The 20,416-nt window shown below is 37.4% G+C and carries 17 protein-coding genes; 5 read left to right on the top strand and 12 right to left on the bottom strand.

Features of this window, described 5'->3' with window-relative positions; all coding sequences use genetic code 11:
* Nucleotides 1-14: 14 nt before the first annotated feature.
* From KFD70_RS06745 to KFD70_RS06735, 3 genes are read right to left on the bottom strand one after another with little or no spacing between them, the layout of a single operon-like run.
* Entirely contained in the window at nt 15-1,457 is a 1,443-nt protein-coding gene (locus KFD70_RS06745) for an aldehyde dehydrogenase family protein (RefSeq protein ID WP_336450772.1), read from the bottom strand.
* A gap of 23 nt (nt 1,458-1,480) precedes the next feature.
* Nucleotides 1,481-2,809 (bottom strand): 4-aminobutyrate--2-oxoglutarate transaminase, encoded by a 1,329-nt coding sequence (gene gabT, locus KFD70_RS06740; protein WP_336450771.1) that lies wholly within the window; start codon nt 2,807-2,809, stop codon nt 1,481-1,483.
* A gap of 16 nt (nt 2,810-2,825) precedes the next feature.
* Nucleotides 2,826-4,268: an amino acid permease gene (locus KFD70_RS06735; protein WP_420792326.1), complete on the bottom strand. Its 1,443-nt coding sequence runs from the start codon at nt 4,266-4,268 to the stop codon at nt 2,826-2,828.
* A gap of 361 nt (nt 4,269-4,629) precedes the next feature.
* Here KFD70_RS06735 and KFD70_RS06730 point away from each other — a divergent pair, with 361 nt between their 5' ends.
* Both KFD70_RS06730 and KFD70_RS06725 read left to right on the top strand, forming a co-directional pair.
* Nucleotides 4,630-4,776: a YflJ family protein gene (locus KFD70_RS06730; RefSeq protein WP_336450770.1), complete on the top strand. Its 147-nt coding sequence runs from the start codon at nt 4,630-4,632 to the stop codon at nt 4,774-4,776.
* A 199-nt stretch (nt 4,777-4,975) separates the two neighbouring features.
* Complete coding sequence (locus KFD70_RS06725; RefSeq protein WP_336450769.1) at nt 4,976-5,260, top strand: hypothetical protein; 285 nt, start codon at nt 4,976-4,978, stop codon at nt 5,258-5,260.
* Between the two features lie 115 nt (nt 5,261-5,375).
* Here the strand turns inward: KFD70_RS06725 and KFD70_RS06720 are convergent, their stop codons facing one another.
* The 6 genes from KFD70_RS06720 to KFD70_RS06695 form a co-directional block, all read right to left on the bottom strand.
* The gene (locus KFD70_RS06720) at nt 5,376-5,639 is read right to left on the bottom strand and encodes a hypothetical protein (RefSeq protein ID WP_336451018.1); all 264 of its coding nucleotides are present in this window, start codon (nt 5,637-5,639) and stop codon (nt 5,376-5,378) included.
* Nucleotides 5,640-5,947: 308 nt separating this feature from the next.
* Nucleotides 5,948-6,997, bottom strand: coding sequence for a M42 family metallopeptidase (locus tag KFD70_RS06715; protein ID WP_336450768.1), 1,050 nt, complete (start codon nt 6,995-6,997; stop codon nt 5,948-5,950).
* 425 nt (nt 6,998-7,422) lie between these two features.
* Entirely contained in the window at nt 7,423-7,608 is a 186-nt protein-coding gene (locus KFD70_RS06710; RefSeq protein ID WP_098359332.1) for a hypothetical protein, read from the bottom strand.
* 40 nt (nt 7,609-7,648) lie between these two features.
* Nucleotides 7,649-7,975, bottom strand: a complete 327-nt coding sequence (locus KFD70_RS06705) for a nucleoside triphosphate pyrophosphohydrolase (protein ID WP_336450767.1) — start codon at nt 7,973-7,975, stop codon at nt 7,649-7,651.
* A 26-nt stretch (nt 7,976-8,001) separates the two neighbouring features.
* Nucleotides 8,002-8,322, bottom strand: coding sequence for a hypothetical protein (locus tag KFD70_RS06700; protein ID WP_336450766.1), 321 nt, complete (start codon nt 8,320-8,322; stop codon nt 8,002-8,004).
* 65 nt (nt 8,323-8,387) lie between these two features.
* A complete protein-coding gene (locus KFD70_RS06695) occupies nt 8,388-9,176 on the bottom strand; it encodes an enoyl-CoA hydratase (RefSeq protein ID WP_336450765.1) in 789 nt (262 codons plus the stop codon).
* A 254-nt stretch (nt 9,177-9,430) separates the two neighbouring features.
* Here KFD70_RS06695 and KFD70_RS06690 point away from each other — a divergent pair, with 254 nt between their 5' ends.
* The 3 genes from KFD70_RS06690 to KFD70_RS06680 all read left to right on the top strand — a co-directional run bounded on the left by KFD70_RS06690 (nt 9,431) and on the right by KFD70_RS06680 (nt 14,590).
* Nucleotides 9,431-10,819: an O-antigen ligase family protein gene (locus tag KFD70_RS06690; RefSeq protein WP_431613039.1), complete on the top strand. Its 1,389-nt coding sequence runs from the start codon at nt 9,431-9,433 to the stop codon at nt 10,817-10,819.
* 325 nt (nt 10,820-11,144) lie between these two features.
* Nucleotides 11,145-13,499: an accessory Sec system translocase SecA2 gene (gene secA2, locus KFD70_RS06685; protein WP_336450763.1), complete on the top strand. Its 2,355-nt coding sequence runs from the start codon at nt 11,145-11,147 to the stop codon at nt 13,497-13,499.
* A gap of 620 nt (nt 13,500-14,119) precedes the next feature.
* The gene (locus tag KFD70_RS06680; RefSeq protein ID WP_336450762.1) at nt 14,120-14,590 is read left to right on the top strand and encodes a hypothetical protein; all 471 of its coding nucleotides are present in this window, start codon (nt 14,120-14,122) and stop codon (nt 14,588-14,590) included.
* A 423-nt stretch (nt 14,591-15,013) separates the two neighbouring features.
* Here KFD70_RS06680 and KFD70_RS06675 read toward each other — a convergent pair whose 3' ends face one another.
* The 3 genes from KFD70_RS06675 to KFD70_RS06665 all read right to left on the bottom strand — a co-directional run bounded on the left by KFD70_RS06675 (nt 15,014) and on the right by KFD70_RS06665 (nt 20,325).
* Nucleotides 15,014-16,480: a glucosaminidase domain-containing protein gene (locus KFD70_RS06675; RefSeq protein WP_336450761.1), complete on the bottom strand. Its 1,467-nt coding sequence runs from the start codon at nt 16,478-16,480 to the stop codon at nt 15,014-15,016.
* 454 nt (nt 16,481-16,934) lie between these two features.
* Nucleotides 16,935-18,491 (bottom strand): fatty acid--CoA ligase, encoded by a 1,557-nt coding sequence (locus KFD70_RS06670; RefSeq protein WP_336450760.1) that lies wholly within the window; start codon nt 18,489-18,491, stop codon nt 16,935-16,937.
* A 343-nt stretch (nt 18,492-18,834) separates the two neighbouring features.
* A complete protein-coding gene (locus tag KFD70_RS06665; protein ID WP_336450759.1) occupies nt 18,835-20,325 on the bottom strand; it encodes a coproporphyrinogen III oxidase in 1,491 nt (496 codons plus the stop codon).
* Nucleotides 20,326-20,416: the final 91 nt, after the last annotated feature.

Raw genomic sequence — 20,416 nt, 5'->3', positions numbered from 1 at the left:
CCCCATTTAATAACTTATACTTGATCGATATATACTGTTTTTACTCTCGTATAAAATTCTGCAGCTGTTTTTCCTTGTTCTCTTGGTCCCGCACTCGAATTTTTCATTCCGCCAAACGGAACTTGCGGCTCTGCTCCTGCCGTTTCTGAATTAACATGAACCATTCCAACTTCCATATCGTCAATGAACTGCTGGGCTAGGCTGAGGTTATTTGTACAAACAGATGCGCTCAATCCATATTCTGTATTGTTCGCTAAATGAATCGCCTCCTGATAATTCTTCACCTTAAACAAACAAATAACAGGGCCGAAAATTTCTTCTTTCGCAATTCGTGCATCTTGCGGTACATCTTCAAAAATAGTCGGCAGGACATAATATCCTTGTTTTAACGCATCTTCTTCTGGTACTTTGCCTCCGCAAAGTAAAGAAGCTTCTTTCTTTCCTACTTCAATCATCGATAAAACAGAGTGCTGTTGGTTCTCAGATACGCATGGTCCCATAAACGTATCTTGTTCGAATGGATTTCCAACTTTCAGTGCCTCTGTACGTAATAGGAGCTCATTTCGAAATTCCTCATAAATTTCCTCTTCAATAATCACTCTGCTTGTCGCTGTGCATTTTTGCCCCGTTGACATAAATGCACCTCTTATCGCAATATCGACTGCCTTCTGGGTATCAGCATCCTTTAATACGACTAATGGGTTTTTTCCTCCCATTTCTAACTGCACTTTCTTTCTACTTGCAATCGCTGTTTGTTGAATCGTTTTTCCAACACCATTCGAACCTGTAAAAGAAATCGCTTTTATATCAGGGTTTTCTGTTAATTCTGCTCCAACGACTGATCCTTTTCCAAATACACAATTGATCACCCCCGCCGGAATTTCCGCCTCATGAAAAGCATTCACAAGATGATAGACTGATTTTGGTGTAATTTCAGCAGGTTTAATGACAACTGTATTTCCATAAATCAGTGCCGGCGCCATTTTCCAAGCTGGAATCGCAATCGGGAAATTCCAAGGTGTAATGAGCCCAACTGGTCCTACTGCGACACGTTTACTATAAAGCATTGTTTTCGGGTTTGCAGACGGAATCATTTCTCCTACCGGCTGATTTGCTTCCCCCGCATAGTATTCCAAAATGCTGATTGCTCGCTTCGTTTCTCCTATCCCTTCGGCAAGTGTCTTTCCTTCTTCACTCGTTAAATCTTGACCGATTTCCGTCACTCGTTCTTTTAAAATTGCTGCTGCTTTCCATAAATAACTCGCTCGCTCATGAAATGATAACCCTTGCCAACTTTGAAACGCTTCTTTCGCTGACGCAATCGCGGCCCCAGTATCCTCTCTTGAGCTTAATGGAAATTCACCTAACACTTCTCCATTATGCGGGTTATCGTTCTTTGAATATTGATTCGTAGATGGCTCTTTCCACTGACCGTTTATATAATTGAAAAACCTCATTACTCTGCCTCCATCATCGTTTCCTATTTTGATAGTTTCGTAATTGCCGTTTCAAGAATGTGAAGCCCTTCCTCCAGTTGTTCATCTGTTATAACAAGCGGCGGTAAGAAACGAAGGACATTTCCATAAATACCAGCACTTATTGTGATTACCCCTTTATTATGTGTTTCTTGCATAATCGCTTTTGCTTCTTCTGTTGCCGGTTCTTTCGTATTTCGATCCTTTACAAGCTCGATTGCTACCATAGCCCCAAGACCTCTCACATCTCCAATACATTCGTATTTTTCCTTCCAACTATGGAACACTTCCATCATACGGCTACCGATTACTCGCGCGCGTTCTACTAACTGCTCTTCTTCAATTACATCTAAAACAGCGAGTGCAGCTGCGCAAGCAACTGGGCTTCCTGAGAAAGTACCGCCAAGTTGTCCTGGCTCAGGAGCATCCATCAATTCTGCTCTTCCTGTCACTGCGCTAAGCGGCATCCCGGCAGCAATCGATTTTGAAAATGTCATTAAATCAGGCACCACGCCAAAATGGTCCATTGCAAACAAACTTCCTGTACGAGCAAAGCCCGTTTGAATTTCATCAGCAATCATAATGATTCCATATTTATCGCAAAGGTTTCTGACGCCTTGTATAAACGTAGTACTTGGAACGATAAATCCACCTTCACCTTGAAGCGGTTCTAAAATGATGGCAGCGATATTATCACTTGCTACTTCCTCTAACATAAAACGTTCAAAATACGCTAAGATTTGCGCATCTATTTCTTCTTGCGACAAATCGTTTTCCGCACGGTAATAATATGGATAAGGTAGTTTGTACACATCTGATGCAAATGGACCAAATCCATGTTTATACGGTTTTACTTTACTCGTAAGCGACATTGTCATGAGTGTACGTCCATGATACGCACGCTCAAATGAAACAATCGCGCTGCGCCCAGTCGCTTTTCTTGCGATTTTTATCGCATTTTCTACCGCTTCTGCCCCGCTATTAGCAAACATCGTTTTTTTCTTACAATCTCCTGGCGTTAACTCGTTCATTCTCTCAGCTAATTCAATATAGCTTTCATACGGCGCTACATGAAAACAACTATGAATAGAAGATTCCACTTGGCTTTGAATGGCTTGTACGACCTTCGGATGACAATGCCCAACATTTTGCATACCAATCCCTCCTGCAAAATCTATTAATTCATTGCCATCTACATCCGTGATGATTGCCCCTTTTGCCGATTTCACATATAACTGCGTAATATTATAAGACCCTCCAGGCACCGCATTATTTCTTCTTTCATGTAATTGATTAGATTTTGTCGTTACAATATTTTGCTCTTCTTTTAACATGGAATATACCCCTTTCTTACTCCTTCTCTATGCTAACCTTTGAATCTTTTATAATCGAAAACTCTTCTTCTATTGGTATTCGCTTATTTCTATCTCTGAGGAAATAGATTGCGATTACGATAGCAGCCGCTAGCATTGTCATATAAAATTGCATACGCATATCCGCGATAAATGCTTGTGCAACAAATATCATAATAATCATCGCAAGTGTAGCGTAAGTGAGATAAGGAAAGAGCCACATTTTCACCTTTAGTTTTCCTGGATCTTCCCGTTCCGCTTTTCTTCGTAAGCGAATATGAGAAACGGCAACGAACATATACATGAGCATCGTAACGCCGCCTGAACTATTCGCTAAAAAAGCAAATAGTTTATCAGGAGAGATGAACTTGAGCATGGCACAAATGAAGGCAAATGTGATACTTGCATAGATCGCCCAAACCGGTGTCCCGCGGCTGTTTAACTTTGAAAAAACCGAAGGAGCGTCTCCCTTTTTCGCAAGCGAAAATAACATACGGGAACTCGTGTATATGCCGGAATTCATAACCGAAAGGAGCGACAGAAACACAACTCCGTTCATCATTTCCGCAGCTGCAGGGATTCCTGCCATCTGAAATAAACTTGCATACGGCAGTTTTAATAATTCTGCGTTGTTCCACGGCATAAAAATAACTAAAATCGATACAGATCCTACAAAGAAAATTATAAGGCGCCATACAACACTGTTAATCGCCCTGATTACATTCTTCTCTGGATTTTCAGATTCTCCAGCCGCAATCGCAGCTACCTCACTCCCCGATAAAGAGAAAGAAATAAATACAACGCTAAGTAGTACAGGCATAATCCCTTTTGGAAAAAAGCCTCCGTTTTCAGTAATAATCGAAAGACTTGGCCTGTCCACACCAGGAACCACTCCAAAAATCATCGCAATTCCTAACGCTAAAAATGCTAGAATGGCTACAACTTTAATAAACGCTAACCAATATTCAAACTCTCCATATAACTTCACTGAATAAATATTTGTCATTGTCATAATAATCAGCACGAACAAACTCGCAATCCATGTTGGTATGGCTGGGAACCAATTGTTAATCATCACCCCTAACAACACTGCTTCAATTGCGATAATAATGAGCCAATTGAACCAATATAACCAACCGATTGTGTAGCCTGCCCAAGGCCCAATTGCTTTATGGGCGTATGTTGAAAAAGAACCACTATCAGGATTTACCGCAGCCATCTCTCCAAGCATCCGCATCACAAGCACAACCATTAAAGCCCCAATCATATAAGACAAAATGGCAGCTGGACCTGTTGATTGAATAATTGCTCCACTTCCTACAAATAATCCGCCCCCGATTACCCCGCCAATTGAAATCATCGTGATATGTCTGGTTTTCAAGTCTTTTTGCAATTCCTGTTTTTCTTTCGCCAAAAAGATCACCAACCTATAAGTATTCATTTTCATAAATCCTTCATACGATTGAAACATCACCATTTGTGATAACGCTTTCTGAAAAAAATAAAAAGAGCCAGAAAAACAATGTAAAAGTTACATTGGATTTTACTGTCTCTATCCCTATGGCTCGTCTTCCTGCTAAGGAAGTTCAAGTGGAAAGAAGCCAATTATCTTCTATGAAATTGAACGAATTTGTATCCGGGCATGCAGAGAGGCTAATCGCTGTCATCGGATAATAAGCTAATCATAATATAAATTGACAGAATATTCAACATTTATTTTAAAGTCAGTTATCTGTTATAAAAAGCGAAATTTATCAATTCTAAGACATATACTGTTTAAAAGAAAAAAGGAAGTGATTTCCATGCATTTTGGATCAAAAGGATGGTACGTAGCCGAATTAAAAAAATTAGGTGTTCGTTATTTAGAAGGAAGAAAACTAGAAAGCTACCGAGGGCATGTTTTACGTAACTTATTAGCAGCCAAACAAGAAGAACTTAAGGAAAAGTAACTCATCATAATTTATCGATAAAACGATATCGATCGTTCTTTCAAATATATCGGCGATTCGACATAAGATATCGACCTTCCGACAAATTCCGTCATACAAAAAGAGGCTACCCAAACGGAGTAGCCTCTTTTTGCGAATAAGCATCTCATAAAAACGGGAACGATATACATATCATGTAAGAAAAGGAGCTGAGTTTCTGTTGTATACATACAGTTTATACGATTCAGGGGATTCTTTTAGTATTAGCAAGTCTTATCATATTAAATGCGATATTCCCCCGCACAGATTTCGGACGATTATGATGGAGTTTCGCCGCAATAAAGAGATTGAGAAAAACATTAGCGAATTTATCGAATTCATGAAACAGGAATTTGGTGAAGAATTCGAGCTATTTGAGTATGACGATATTGTGCAGTATGATGCAGATCAGGAAAATAGCATGATACTGGCAAACCTGCTAGATCAGGCAGATAAGCATGTATAAAAACGATATCGACTGCCCGTCAAATTTCACCGTGCCACACAAAAAAGAGGCTCCCCATCACGGGAGCCTCTCTATCTATTATAAACGGTAAGCCGAAACGTCATTCCCTTTCCACTCATAGTAATCTAAAATTCCGGAGTAAATTGCTTCTGCAGCACGTTGTCTCCATTTGTGCTTCTTGTAAATACAATACGGAACTCGTCGATTGAAGTGCAAGTTGATATGTCCCTTTGCATATCTCATCCCCAGCTGTAGCCCCTGCACATATATCCACCTGTGTTTCATGTTTTTCATTATTCGCAAACACATACAATGTATAAGTATCCTCTTCAAAAGGATTCATCGCAACGGTGTAACGGCTCTGTACTTGCGGATTCACTTGTGATCCTTGTATTTCCTAGCTCACTTTTGCTTCGTTCTTATTGTCTTTACTAGAATTAATATCCTTATTTTCTAGTATTTTCATCACCTTCGCATCCTGCTAGTAAAAAACTAACAGCTATTTCTCCCGCCAATACTTTTTTCATACTATTCCCTCTAAAAATAATTAAACCGTAACATACAATACTATCTCGAATTTAAAATAACTAGTATTATCCTCTCTTAATCTCTTAAAACAAAAAGCTGATTGAAAATGCCCTTACATCAGCACTTTCAATCAGCTAGCTCTTCCTAATTTCTATTCTATTATTCCCTAATCAACTCAGACATCACATAAGCAAACACAAGCGCCTCTGTATGCGCAATCGAACTTTCATGTGTACGCTCGAATGCGTGAGAAGAATCAATTCCCGCTCCTATTAGTGCATGCTTCACGTCAAAGCCAGCGCGGATTGCAGCGGATGCATCTGATCCGTAGTATGGATAGATGTCTACTTTATATTCAATATTGTTTTCTTTTGCAAGATTTACTAGATGTTTGCGTAAACCGTAGTGGTATGGACCGCTAGAGTCTTTCGCGCAAATAGATACTGTGTATTCATCTGATGCTTGCCCGTCTCCCAGTGCCCCCATATCAACAGCTAAGTATTCTACTGTTTCTTCTGGGATGTTAGAGTTACCACCATAGCCAATTTCTTCATTATTAGAGATTAAGAAATGTGTTGTATATGGCAATGTGATATTTTCGTCTTGTAATCTTTTAATTAATTTTAGTAGAATTGCCACGCTTACTTTATCGTCTAAGTGACGCGATTTTATGTAGCCGCTCTCTGTAATTTGGACGCGTGGGTCAAATGAGACAAAGTCCCCTATTTCAATTCCGAGCTCACGAACTTCATCCGCTGAAGATACGCGCTCATCAATGCGAACTTCTATATTTTTTTCATCGCGTTTTGCTTCGCCTGCATCTTTGTAAACGTGGACAGATGTTTGGTGCATTAAGATTGTACCTGTATATGTCTTTCCACTCGCTGTTTCAATTTCGCAATATTCTCCTTCAACAGAGTTCCAGCGAAATCCGCCAATCATCGATAAACGAAGGCGACCGTCAGATTTAATTTCTTTTACCATTGCGCCTAATGTATCAACGTGAGCAGTTAGTAAGCGATGCTGCTCGTCATTTTGTCCTTTTAACGTTAAGATAAGCGCACCTTTATTGTTACGCTTCGTTTCTACATTCCATTCTTTTACGTAGTTTTCAATAAAATGAATGATTTTCCCCGTGTTTCCAGATGGACTTGGAATGGAAACAAGCTGTTTAATAAGTTCCATTGTTTCTTTTGCATGATGTGCCAATGTTGGTCCCTCCACTTCGTTTTTCTAATATTCAGTATAACGGAATTGTTATGAAACCACTACTAATAACGTTGGGGATCTTTGTATATTTCTTTTCTAAAATTATATAATGTCAGTAAAACAAAAAATACTTCCCTAACCATTTCAGAATTACAAATTTTTTAATATTATAAATAGTAGAGGGTGAATAGCATGCATTGCAAAAATTGCGGAGGAAATTCATTTGTACAAGCAACAAATTATATCAATCTTCGTCCTTTACATAAAAAAATGGGTATTGGTTCACAGAAAATCTATACCGTTTGCTTAGATTGCGGGAAGTTGCTTCAATTAAAATCAAAAATCCGGAAAAATTAAAATAAACAGCTCCTTCTTTCTAAAAAGGGAGCTGTTCATCTATTATATGCAACTATCAATTGTCTTAACTACTTATTTTCCTGCTCTACTGGCTTGCTGAAAAAGTCATTTAATAGCCGCTCGTACAATTTCGTATTCTTCGGTATATTGTACAATTCTCTATTCCCATCAAGTTTCATTTGCAGGGCTCCTGTTTCAGTGTTTAGCCATAGACGATAGTCCCCAACCTGATACAAGTGTTTGCTGTTTTCCATGTCATTCTCTCCCTGTCTAAAATAGATCCCCTCTATCAAACTACTCCTCCGAAACATCCAGCAAATAGATTCCTCTTTCAAACCCACCGCGCTCTTCTTCTTTTTGCTTACGGAGACGTTCAACATCCTCTAATGTTGCTCCTTCTGCACGCGCTAGCGAAATAATGATTTCTAGTGCATCCGCAAGTGAGTCTAGTGCGTGCTCTCGTTCTTTCATTGAGGCAAATTCACGGATTTCTTCTGTCCCGATTTTCGCTAATGCTTCTATGTATGCTTGACCTGTTAATTTCTTCGACGTATATGTTTTTCCAGACATTAAAATCTTTTCTGGAACAAGATCTCTAACTAGCTTGTTATAAGTTGACATAGTCTCTCTATCGCCCCTTTCATTCCTTACAATTCACCTAATTCCGCATTGTACATAAACCATACTTTCTTTACGTACGCACTTCCCCAGCCTCGCTCTTTTTCCTTCGCATATGGACTAGGGAAATAATATACATCATAACCCTCTTGCTCCTCTCCATATATCACCCGCAGTGATTCTGGTATCGCTTCTTGATATGGATTCGATCTCTTTTGAATTTCTCCCTGAAAAGCAATAGTAGGATGTCCCGAAAGAAAAATAGCCGTTCGGACTGCTAAACTAGGAGTGCTATGCAACGTAATGTACATAACAAATAAAAGTATCATCACAATAACTCTTTTTCTCATCTATATCTCCCAATAAAAAAGTGCTAACACAATTATACTAAAATGTGTTAACACTTTCTTCCCTTTTATTCCCCCTTAAACGCTGGCGGACGTTTTTCTAAAAATGCAGCAATTCCCTCTCTATGATCAGCTGTTTTTCTCATTGCGTATTGTCCGCGCTTTTCTAGTTGCAGTGTTTGTTCTAGGTTTGAGCGATTGACTTCACATAAAATTTGTTTCGTTTGAATCATTGCTTTAATTGGTTTTTGAAGCCATTCATTGATTTTTTGTTTCACAGCACCTTGGAAGTTTTCTCCGATCACTTCGTCAATTAATCCAAGTTCTAGCGCTTCTGTTGCAGATAACTTTTTCCCTTCCCAAATGATTTGTTTTGCTGTATTTTCACCGAGACGTTTTTGTAAGAAGAAATGCCCTCCGCCGTCTGGTATTAAAGCGATTCCAATAAAGTTCATCGCAATGATCGATGAAATATCTGCCAATACATAATCAGCTGTTAAAGCAATACTTAAGCCAAGTCCCGCAGTTGGGCCATGGATTGCGCTGATCACTAGTTTTGGCATCGTATATAATGTAACAACTATTTCAGAAATGGTATTCATAATACTTTCAAACTTGCTTTCATCATTACTGGAAAGCATAGATTTAATATCTCCACCCGCAGAAAAACCACGTCCATTTCCGCATAGTACGACAATATGAACGGAGCTCTCAGCTACTTCTTTCAGTTTTGTTAATAATTCTTTGAGCGTAGGTTCATCTAATGCATTTAATACTTCTGGGCGATTCATCATAATTGTTGCTACTCGTCCTTCATATTTCACAACTACAGACTCTGCTTTACTTTTTACTTCCATTATATATCCCTCTTTCTTCTCTAAAGATTATACTTGTATAATTAAAGAAAAGAGGTAGAAAACCCTTCTTTTTTCGTAATTTTCTGTCTAATATTCCCGAAAATTTAGGAATCTTACCATTATCATGTAAAAAAGCAACTGAATTAAAACATATTTTTCGCATATCCGCTTCTATTTACCGTTATAATAAAATGGTGTATTCTTATTTTGATGTATGAACCTTATCATGTAAAAATGAAGAAATGGAGGAAACCATGGTTAACAAGTTGAACCAGACGAATAACTACTTCCCACATTTCCTGTTACTATTCATTGTGTTGCAACCAATTTTAGATTTATTAACATCTTTTTCTATTTACACATTACACATGAGTGCGACAGTCGGAATTGTAGTAAGATTTGCCTTTATGACTCTCGCTCTAGGATATCTACTTTTCAATTGGAAACAACCTGGTAATAAGAAATACGTTTTCTATCTAGTCTTACTTGGCATCATGCTTGCTGCCGGTCTTGTAAACAATCTGATCGTCAAACAACCAATTTCTTTTGGCGAGGAAATTAAATTTATTTTAAAAAGTACCTATCCAATCGTTTTACTGTTTGGATACATTCTTGTATTTAAAGAATTAAAAGATAAACACTATGCTTCAGATAAACTCATTACATATTTCTTATATGCAGCGCTAATTGTAAGTATGGTTATGGTTGTATCTATAGCATCCGGAACAGATTTCTCAAGTTACTCGTACGACAAAATCGGCTCTAGAGGATGGTTCTTTGCGGGAAATGAATTGAGTTCTATTTTAGCAATCACGTTCCCAATGGTTGTACTCTACTCTGTACAAAAAACAACTTCTTTTTCGAAAATATACTACTGGATTCCAACAATTTTAGCGATGTATGCCAGTATTATGGTTGGAACAAAAGTAGGGTATGGCGCAATTGTCCTTACACTTGGCATTGCACTTCTCTTTTCTTTTATTGAGTATATAATGAATCGTAAAAAAGTAGGTAAAGGGTTTGCACATCTTGTTAATGCCCTTGTTGCTCTCGTTGTACTAGGCGGTTTATTGGCAGTCACACCACTTACTCCTATCGCCAAAAATATGGGCATTCATTTACAAATATATGAAGATAAAAAATTAGCAAGCGAAGAACAAGCAAGAAAAGACGGCAAGGTAATTACAGAGGATCCTGAAGATGCAGAAGGAAAATTAACAAGTGGAGAAATGAATAGTTTAATTTATAGTGACCGTGATAAATTCTTACAAATGTATAAACAATACTATAAAGAAGCCCCTACATCACAAAAGTTACTCGGTATGGGGTATTCAGGAAACTATGCAGATAAAAATACAATTAAGCTGATTGAAATGGACTTTCATGATTTATTCTTTGCATTTGGAATCATTGGTTTCTTGCTTTATCTGTTACCTTTTGTTTATTTTGGAATTCGATTATTCATCCGTGTCATTACGAACTTCAAATCGATTATGACTGTAAGATATATGCTACTTGCCAGCGTGATTGTACTGGCACTAGGTATTGCCTTTACGGCTGGACATGTATTAACTGCACCAGCTGTTAGTATTTTCTTTGTCGTCATATTAGCCTACGTCATTGTTGATTTAAGAGCAGACTAAAAAACCTTCAAAAGTAGCATCCATTTATTTGGATGCTACTTTTCATTTTTACAGCACTACTATCACTTTATTTTCTAAAAACTATATAGTGAAACTTTAATCAGTGGCGGTTTTCTTCATCCCCCACCTCAAGATTCCTCTTTTCACTCTGAATCTTGAGGTGGGGGTCTTACTGCCCGTTAATGCGGGATAAATCGGACAAAAGGACTTATATTTAATTTTCCATATATCATCATTCGCCTTTTACTTCTACTTACTACTTCTACTTGTTCCTAATAACATGTGCTATAATGAGGCTATTGTCAGTAAGAGGGGTGTAAATAGCATGTTGAATTCGTTCAAAAAAATATTGGGGGACTCACCAAAACGCAAGCTCAAGAAATATGAACTACTCATTGGTGAAATTAATGCACTTGAACCGCAAATGGAAACACTATCTGACATGGCATTACGCGAAAAAACTACGATTTTCAAGGGGATTCTTCAAAAAGGAAAAACAATTCATGATATAAAAGTGGAAGCATTTGCTGTCGTTCGTGAAGCGGCAAAGCGTGTACTTGGATTACGCCATTATGATACTCAGTTAATTGGAGGACTCATATTATTAGAAGGAAATATTGTAGAAATGCCAACCGGAGAGGGAAAAACACTCACTTCTTCCCTGCCAACCTATGTACGTGCCTTAGAAGGAAAAGGTGTACACGTTATTACAGTGAATGAATATTTAGCAAAACGTGATAAAAATTTAATCGGTCAGATTCACGAATTTCTTGGATTACAAGTCGAATTAAACATTCCAGAAATGGAACCTCTTGAAAAAAAACATGCATATGGAGCCGATATTACATACGGAACCGGAGCTGAATTTGCCCTTGATTACCTTCGAGATAACATGCAAACTTCATCGCTCTCACAGGTACAACGCCCTTATCATTTTGCAATTATTGATGAAATTGATAACATTTTAATTGATGAAGCTAAAGCTCCATTCATTATTACTGGACAAAAAACTGACAGTTCTAAATTACATTACTTATGCGCAAAAGCAATCAAGTCATTTCAAGACACCATTCACTATACATATGATGCAGAGACAAAGTCATCTAAATTTACACATAAGGGAATAACCAAAATACAAGATTTATTTCATATTGATAACTTATATAATATGAAACATCAACGTCTTTATCATTATATGACACTAGCTTTGTATGCATATGTTACATTCCAACGAGATATTGATTATATCGTGCACAATAACAAAATTATGCTGATTGACATGTTTACAAGACGTGTACTGGACGGACGTTCATTAAGCAATGGCTTACATCAAGCAATTGCGGCGAAAGAAGGCTTGAAAATTACAGAAGAAAATCAGACACAAGCGTCTATTACACTTCAAAATTTCTTTCGTATGTACCCGACTTTATCCGGAATGACAAGTACAGCGGAAAAAGAGCTTAATCATGTATACGGTATGGATATTATACCAATTCCAACAAATCGTCCTATCATTCGTGAAGATGCAAAAGACCTAGTTTATATGACGGCTGATAATAAGTATAATGCAGTTCGTGAAGAAGTTATGAAACGACATGCCAAAGGTCAGCCTATTTTAATCGAAACAAGATCCACCCTGCAATCGGAAGTGACTGCTCGTTATTTAGATAAAGCAAATTTATCTTATCAATTACTACATGCAAAAAGCACAGAACAAGAAGCTGCTTTCATTGCAAAAGCTGGACAAAAAGGCCAAATTACAATCGCTACAAATATGGCTGGTCGCGGTACAGATATTTTATTAGAAGACGGTGTACCCGAACTTGGAGGTCTACATGTTATCGGGACAGAACGTCATGAATCTCGACGTGTCGATAACCAATTAAAAGGTCGAGCTGGTAGACAAGGTGACCCTGGTAGTTCACAATTTTTCCTTTCATTAGAAGATGATATGTTCCAGCGCTTTGCTCAAGAAGAAGTAGCAAAACTAAAGAAATCATTAAAAACGGACGATAACGGACTCATTCTCACTCCAAAAATACATGATTTAGTGAATCGTACACAACTCATTTGTGAGGGCACTCACCTTTCCATTCGTGAATATCATGTAAAGTTAGACGACGTTATTCATGATCATCGACATGTAATCTATAAACTTCGCAATCGTTTCTTACGTGAAGAAACAAGTATAACCGAAACAGCACTTCCAATGATAGAGCATACAATTGATTCTACCGCTAAAAAATACCTTCTGGAAGAAATGATTCCAGAAGAATGGAATTTCACTGCATTAATAGAAGAATTACAATCTATTATGCCAATAGAAGAACTACCAACATTGTCAGCAAGCACGGTGAACTCAATTGAAGCGCTCAATAAATTGTTAGCAAATACAATTGCAAGCTATTTGGATCAAGTGCGCGCGCTACATGATCGTACAGAACTAGAACAAGCATTACAACAAGTAGGCTTACACTCTCTCGATCAACACTGGGCAAATTATTTAGATGCGATGCATAATTTAAAAGAAGCAATCGAATTACGGCAATATCAACAGGAAGATCCTATACATATTTATCAAAGAGAAGGTCTTGAAATCTTCTTATATACATATAGTAATTTCGAAAAGGAAATGTGCTTATATATTGCACAGTACTTAACCGTTCCACAAAGTGTATAATGTATCATTCTTCAAAGAAAAAAGCGTTCTTCTCTTTCAGAAAGACGCTTTTTCTCTTACACCTCTACCGCTCTTTCACCATTTTCAACTTTTCTCTTTGCTTATCATTCGTCAAGCTAAACAGTGTCTGTTCAATATGTAGTTGTACATGTTCAAGCGTTACACTCGCACCTAAATCCAACTAACGCACCTTCAGATAGATGTTCCTGTCACTGCAATCCCGAATGCAATCGCAACAGTAAAACCTGCTAAGCACTCCTTTGCTATCTTTTGAACCATAAAAAAATCACCGCAATATAAAGTGAGACTTTAATCAGTGGGGGGTTTTCTTCATCCCCACTAATTATTAGCCCACACCAATCGGGCATTTACCGGCAGTTCATCTCCTACCTCACTTCCTTGCTCTCACCGACTTCTAAGGTGGGAGTGTTACTATCAGTTAATGCGGGTAATGTCCACGTACCATTGTAACGTCCGAAAAGCGCATTCGTCAGTGACTTTTAGAAGAAACTCTTTACAGTCTCGTGAAGTAACCGTATTCATGTATTCTACCTTTGGAAAGATAAGCGACTGTGCTATAATGAACAGATTAAATCTTTTACTATATATTTGGAGGCATTATGCTAACTTTTGAAGAAAAATTATCGATTATCGAATCTTTCCCAGAGTTGGAAAGAAAGAACGTATCATTAAAACGTGTGAACTTTCACTTTGAAGAAAGCCGCTTAGACAAAAAGAACGTCGTTTATCATTTACATCCAAATGGTAATGGCTTTGTATACGCAGGCGGTATTAGCGGTTATAAAACAGATGATAAAGGCATGGTTAACATCCGTGAATTTTCAGCAGACGAATTACGCTCATTAATTGAAAAATCAATTGAACTTCTATCTCAAGAGCCAGAAGAAGTTGTAGCACAAGCTGCACCTACTAAAGAAGAAGAATGGCAGAATGAAGATGGACACATCCTTACTCTTATCCAAGAAGATGATATGTGGAATGTATATGCTGGCGTGAATTTAGATGGAACATTTAATTCTTATCCAGAAGCTGCAGAATACCTTGATGAAGAAGGTTTTTCACGCAAATAAAAACGAAAGATAAGTGATTGTACATGATGGTTATATACCTGATATCTTGTCTTTCATATTGTACATCATATAGAGAAGTACACCACTCATATGTAGTGTTGTACTTTTTTATTTGATAAGACTTCTACATAGCCTCATGTAATAAGAAACATATTTCCACCCCGCTTTCATACACAAGAATCAAATATGGTGGCAAAATTCGTACATACAAGGTGAATGTACGAAAGAAGAAATGGTACATTGTTTTTCACACTATGTGCACCGGTTCTATTCAAAAAAAGAATGAACGCATACAAAAAAGCCAAGACCTTTTTGAAAAAGGCGCTCGGCTGATTGGAGTTTCTATCTTTACTTAAGTAAAAATGCATCATACTTTCCTCAGAAGCTATGGCTCTTGTAGCTTTTTCCTAAAAGTTGTGCCGTCTACATGTTTAATCCAGTTTTTAATACCCAGTATTTATCCCCATTTTTTTCAAATGAAAATTCAATCCATCCGTTTGGATCCTCGCGATAAACATATACCGATTTGCCTAATGCTAATGTACCTTGGACGTTTGCTGTAACAGACTGACTTTTAATTTCTCCATCAAATGGATATGGCACCACGTAATAAGAAGTAGCTTGTTTCGCTTTTGCTGTCGCCCCTTGTTGATATGTTTTATATGGAATGTTATTTGAAAGTCCGTCAACATTTAATGTATTTTGATTTTTAGGTAATTTTGTTGCATATAAATAATCTTGCTTTTGGAAAGGTTTAATACGTTCCATAATTTTTGCGATTTTGGTAGACCATTCCTGATCTGTTGAATACATCACATTCATCCCTTGTAATGTAGGCCCATAATAATATGATCCATTTTCCTCTAAATATTTATCTCTTACATAATCGGCATTATAGGCAATGCTATCACCGAAAGTTGGTAAATATTTCGCATATTTAAACGGATCCCAATCATAAGCGCGCAAACCAAATAAATTATGTTTGCGATATGCGATTTCAGATTTACCATATCCAGATTCCAAAATAGCATGTGCCGCTAAATAAAGCGCGTTAACACCATACTTAGCCTGAGCTGCAACAAAGTCAGCTCCATGTCCAATTAATGGACTATCTGGTTGATACTTTTTAATATCGGCATCAATTTCTTTACCAGTAACATTTGAAGCATACGTTAAATCAAGATTTATGTATGAAGTAGCGGTAATTTTATTTTTAGGAATCCAAGTACCACTGTTATTGAAATAGTATGTTTCTCCATTAATAGAAGCGAATCCAGTTTGCATAACACCATTTGACTGTAAATAGTACCATGCACTTCCTTCCTGTAGCCAACCAGTTTTCATCGAGCCATTTGAATTTAAGTAGTACCACTGGTTACCTTCAAGAAGCCATCCTGTTTTCATAGCACCATTTGAGTTTAGATAGTACCAAGCGCTACCATCAGATACCCATCCTGTTTGCATGGCTCCACTAGAATTTAGGTAATACCACTGGTTACCTTCGAGAAGCCACCCTGTTTTCATAGCACCATTTGAGCTTAAATAATACCAAGCTCCACTATCAAATACCCATCCTGTTTGCATAGCTCCACTAGAATTTAGGTAATACCAAGCGCTACCATCAAATACCCATCCTGTTTGCATAGCTCCGCTTGAATTTAAGAAATACCAAGTATCACTGTTTTGTAACCAACCTTTTGCTACAGTTCCATCTAGATTGAAGTAATACCATGTACCATTTTGTTGAATCCATCCAGATTGTTTTTTTGGGGGGACAGTGTTATTTGTTGTAGTTGCTGTATTGTAAGTTGGTACGGTTTCAGCTAGTCCTTTTATAGGAATAAAAAGTATACTAGATGCTAAGACAATTGATGCAGATTTTTTAAACATTTCTTAATACTTCTCCTTTTAGTAGTTTTTAGTTTCATATGAACCAAACTACTATTGTAACAAGAACCGAACAAAAAACAAGTAAAATATCATAAAAGTCTAATAATTACCGTTAAAATAACTCATATTAATATTTTTATATAATTGTTCGTGAAATGAACTTTCTTAAAGGAGAATACAAACTCATATACTAAAGTACACATTCAGTATTAAGCATGAAAATAAAAGAATTTGTAGAAAACACTGCACGTTCTTAAAAAAATTCTAGTGTAGTAAAACCTAAACGTTATGATAATAAAGCTATATGTAGTACAAAAAAGGATAGAGAAAGCATAAATATTTTCTGCTTTCTCTATCCTTTTTATAATATGCAACATTTTATAAATCTTCTCTTTAACAAAGAATTTCAAAAAATATCTTAACTTGTAATAAAACAAATTGAAAAGCTATTATTTTACTTTTTAGCACCCTTTAGTGATTCTCTCAACACAAACTTCTGCAATTTCCCGCTCGCATTACGAGGTAGCTCATCTGCAAATATATAGTGACGCGGACGTTTATAGTCAGCTAATTCATCACTTTCTTTGCAATACCTTTCTAAATCTTCTGCTGTAATATGTTCCTCTTTTTTGACCACTACCGCAACAACGCGTTCCCCCCACAACTCATCCGGTTCACCAAGTACAGCCACATCTAATATGCTAGGATGGCTATGCAAGAAGTCTTCAATTTCACGCGGATAGATATTCACTCCGCCACTAATCACCATATCGTCAACGCGATCTGCTACATATAGATAACCATCTTTGTCAAAATAACCGAGATCACCTGAATGGTACCACCCTTTATATATAGACTTTGCTGTCGCTTCCGCGCGATTATGATATCCTGCCATCATCGTTGGTCCACGTGAAATAATTTCTCCGACTTCATACGGCGGCAGTACATCATCTGGTTCTGCCGGTCCCTCTTCGTTCGGTTTTACAATTCGAATTTCGTGACTAAAACAAGGTGTTCCAGCTGAACCAGCTTTCGTAATTTGATCTTCCTCTACCAAGAATGCAATAACCGGACCCATCTCTGTCATTCCGTAAATTTGAACAAGATCAATATGCAAACGTTCTTTACATTCTTTTACAAGTGCCGGTGCCATCGCTGCTCCGCCGTATATCCCAATTTTCATCGATCTTAATTCATACTGTGACAAATCTTCTTGTAACATCATATTCCACATCGTTGGCGCACCAAAGAATGTCGTGATTTTTTCTTTTTCAATTGTATGTAATACCGTCTTTGTATCAAAATGGTGTAAAATAATATTTTTCCCGCCAACTTGAATCCTTGGTATAATACCAGCATTTAATTCACCGCAATGGTACATCGGTGCTACAGCAAGACCGGCGCTATCACGGTTATATTTTAAGAAATACGTACAAATCATACTATGTTCAGCCATTTCACGATGACGATGCAGAACCCCTTTTGGATGACCTGTTGTACCACTTGTATAAAGCATTGAGCAATAATCTGTTTCCTCAATAACAATATCCACCGGTTCAGATGACGCTGCATTTACTTTTTCATGATAAGAAGCAGCATATGAAGGTGCATGATCTTCTATGTACCAAAAAGAACTGTTTGGAAAATCTCGTTCAATCATCGCAACTGTTTGTTCAACAGCTTTTTCGAATACAACAACTTTTGAAGACGCATCTTGAAGAATGTAAGCTACTTCTTTTGCTTTTAAGCGGAAATTAATCGGATTGAAGATTGCGCCGATCTTAGCGCAAGCGAGGTAAACGTTTACAAATTCACGGCAGTTATATAAATAAACAGATACGGTATCTCCCTTTTTCACACCTTCTGCAAGCAAAGCATGCGCCGTTTTATTTACCTGTTCGTCCCATTCTTTATACGTCCAGCGAATATTCCTTTCTGGTTCTACTAACGCTTCTTTATTCGGATACTTGCCAACCGTTAAATCAAAAATCCTCCCAATCGTCATATACATGCCAAACTATACCCCCTTTTAACTTTCATAAATCTATCATTTCGTCTATAAGTTGACATTTCCTCTACATTTTTACCTTCTTTTTCTGATCATTCTCGACACTGTTTTACAAACATAGATTCATTTTGATTTTCTAGCATCCAAATCACAGCTTTGAAAAACAAAAGCAGATTTCCACTCATTTTCCACCTTTGTTTTTACTTGATATGGCGCTAAAAAAGGCACTGACCGCTTCTATGCATGGGCGGACGCTCTCTCCTACCCAAAAGAAATGGTTTTTATAAAAAAAAAGACTGAAACCTAAAGCCTCGCAACATGCGAAACTTCAGGCCAGTCCCTTCTCTTAAGAAAATAGCTCTTTTAAAATTTCAAGCTTATCTTCTGTATATTTGATATAACCATCATTATATGATTTCGGATCTTTCGGGTTTGCGAAATGCGTAATTGCCCCTGTCTTTGGATGCACAAATTTACTTGATGCACCGCAGCCAAGACCGATAATCGATTGTACTTCTTCCATAATCACGATATTATAAATGCTTTCTTGCGAAGGCATTGCATAGCCAACATTTTCTAAGTTACCTAAAATGTTCTTTTGGCGGTATAAATAATATGGTACGTAATTATGATTCTTCGTCCACTCTTCTGCTTCATGCATCATCGCGGTAATTTCTTCGCGGCCTGCCACTTTATATTTACGCTTGTTTTGCGTCATTTCAGAAGCACGCTTAAATGATAATGTGTGAACTGTTAATGATTCTGGCATTAACTTTTCTGTCTCATCTAACGTATGTTTGAAAATTTCTAATCCTTCACCAGGAAGACCAATAATTAAATCCATATTAATATTGTTCATTCCCATTTGACGTGCCAGATGATACTTCTCAATCGTTTCTTCCACCGTATGATGGCGCCCGATTGCTTTTAACGTTTCTTGATGATACGACTGTGGATTAATACTAATGCGGTCAATATTCCACTTATTTAATACTTCTAGCTTTTCTGGCGTAATCGTATCTGGACGACCTGCCTCAACCGTTACTTCACGTACTTTTGTTACATCTGGGAATGATTGATACATTTCTTCATACAACATGTCCATCTCTTCTGCTGTAATACTTGTTGGCGTACCGCCGCCGTAATAAATCGTTGTAACTTTAACACCTTTTTCTTTTAGGAACTTACCAATTTCACGAACTTCATAATGCAAACCGCCTAAGAAAGAATCCACTGATCCTTGACGTCCATTAATCGCATACGCCGGGAATGTACAATATGCACATTTTGTCGGACAGAACGGAATACCGATATAAATACTTACCTCTTCTTTTAAACGATATAAATCCGGAACAACTGCTAATTGGCAATCAACAATACGCTGCAGAAGTTCAATCTTTTCTTCATGAATTAAATAGCTTTCACGAAGTTCTTTATGCGCTTCTTCTTTTGACATACCATTTTGAAGCATCTTATGAAGAAGTTTCGTTGGTCGCACCCCTGTTAAAATTCCCCAGCTCTGTTCAATTCCAGTTAACTGCTGTAAAACAGAAAGATACACATAAGAAACGACATGCTTTACCTGTTTCATACGTTCTTTTTCTTCTGTAAAAGAAGATAAATCTTTTGAAAACGTTTCTTCATATATATCACCAGTCTGGGCGTCTGTTAAACGAGCTGAAGCTGTCACGTTTCCTTCTATCTGTATTTCAACAATAAGATTCGCATCTTCTTTCTCAAATCCTATCGTGCTTTCTTCAAAAAATAAGCCGCTAATATTTTGCAGCGGACGTAGAAAACGATCATCTTGTAACGTTTTTATTGAAATTAACAACACTTATCACCTTTTCATTTGTAAACTCTCTTTAGTTTACTTGAAGGGCGTGTACAGGTCAATACAGAAGCTTTTACCTCATTTTCCCGGAAAA

The organism is Bacillus pfraonensis, from assembly GCF_050768835.1.
GTDB lineage: Bacteria > Bacillota > Bacilli > Bacillales > Bacillaceae_G > Bacillus_A > Bacillus_A pfraonensis.
Note: the sequence above shows the minus strand (reverse complement) of the source record. Positions and strands in the feature narration are given on the sequence as shown.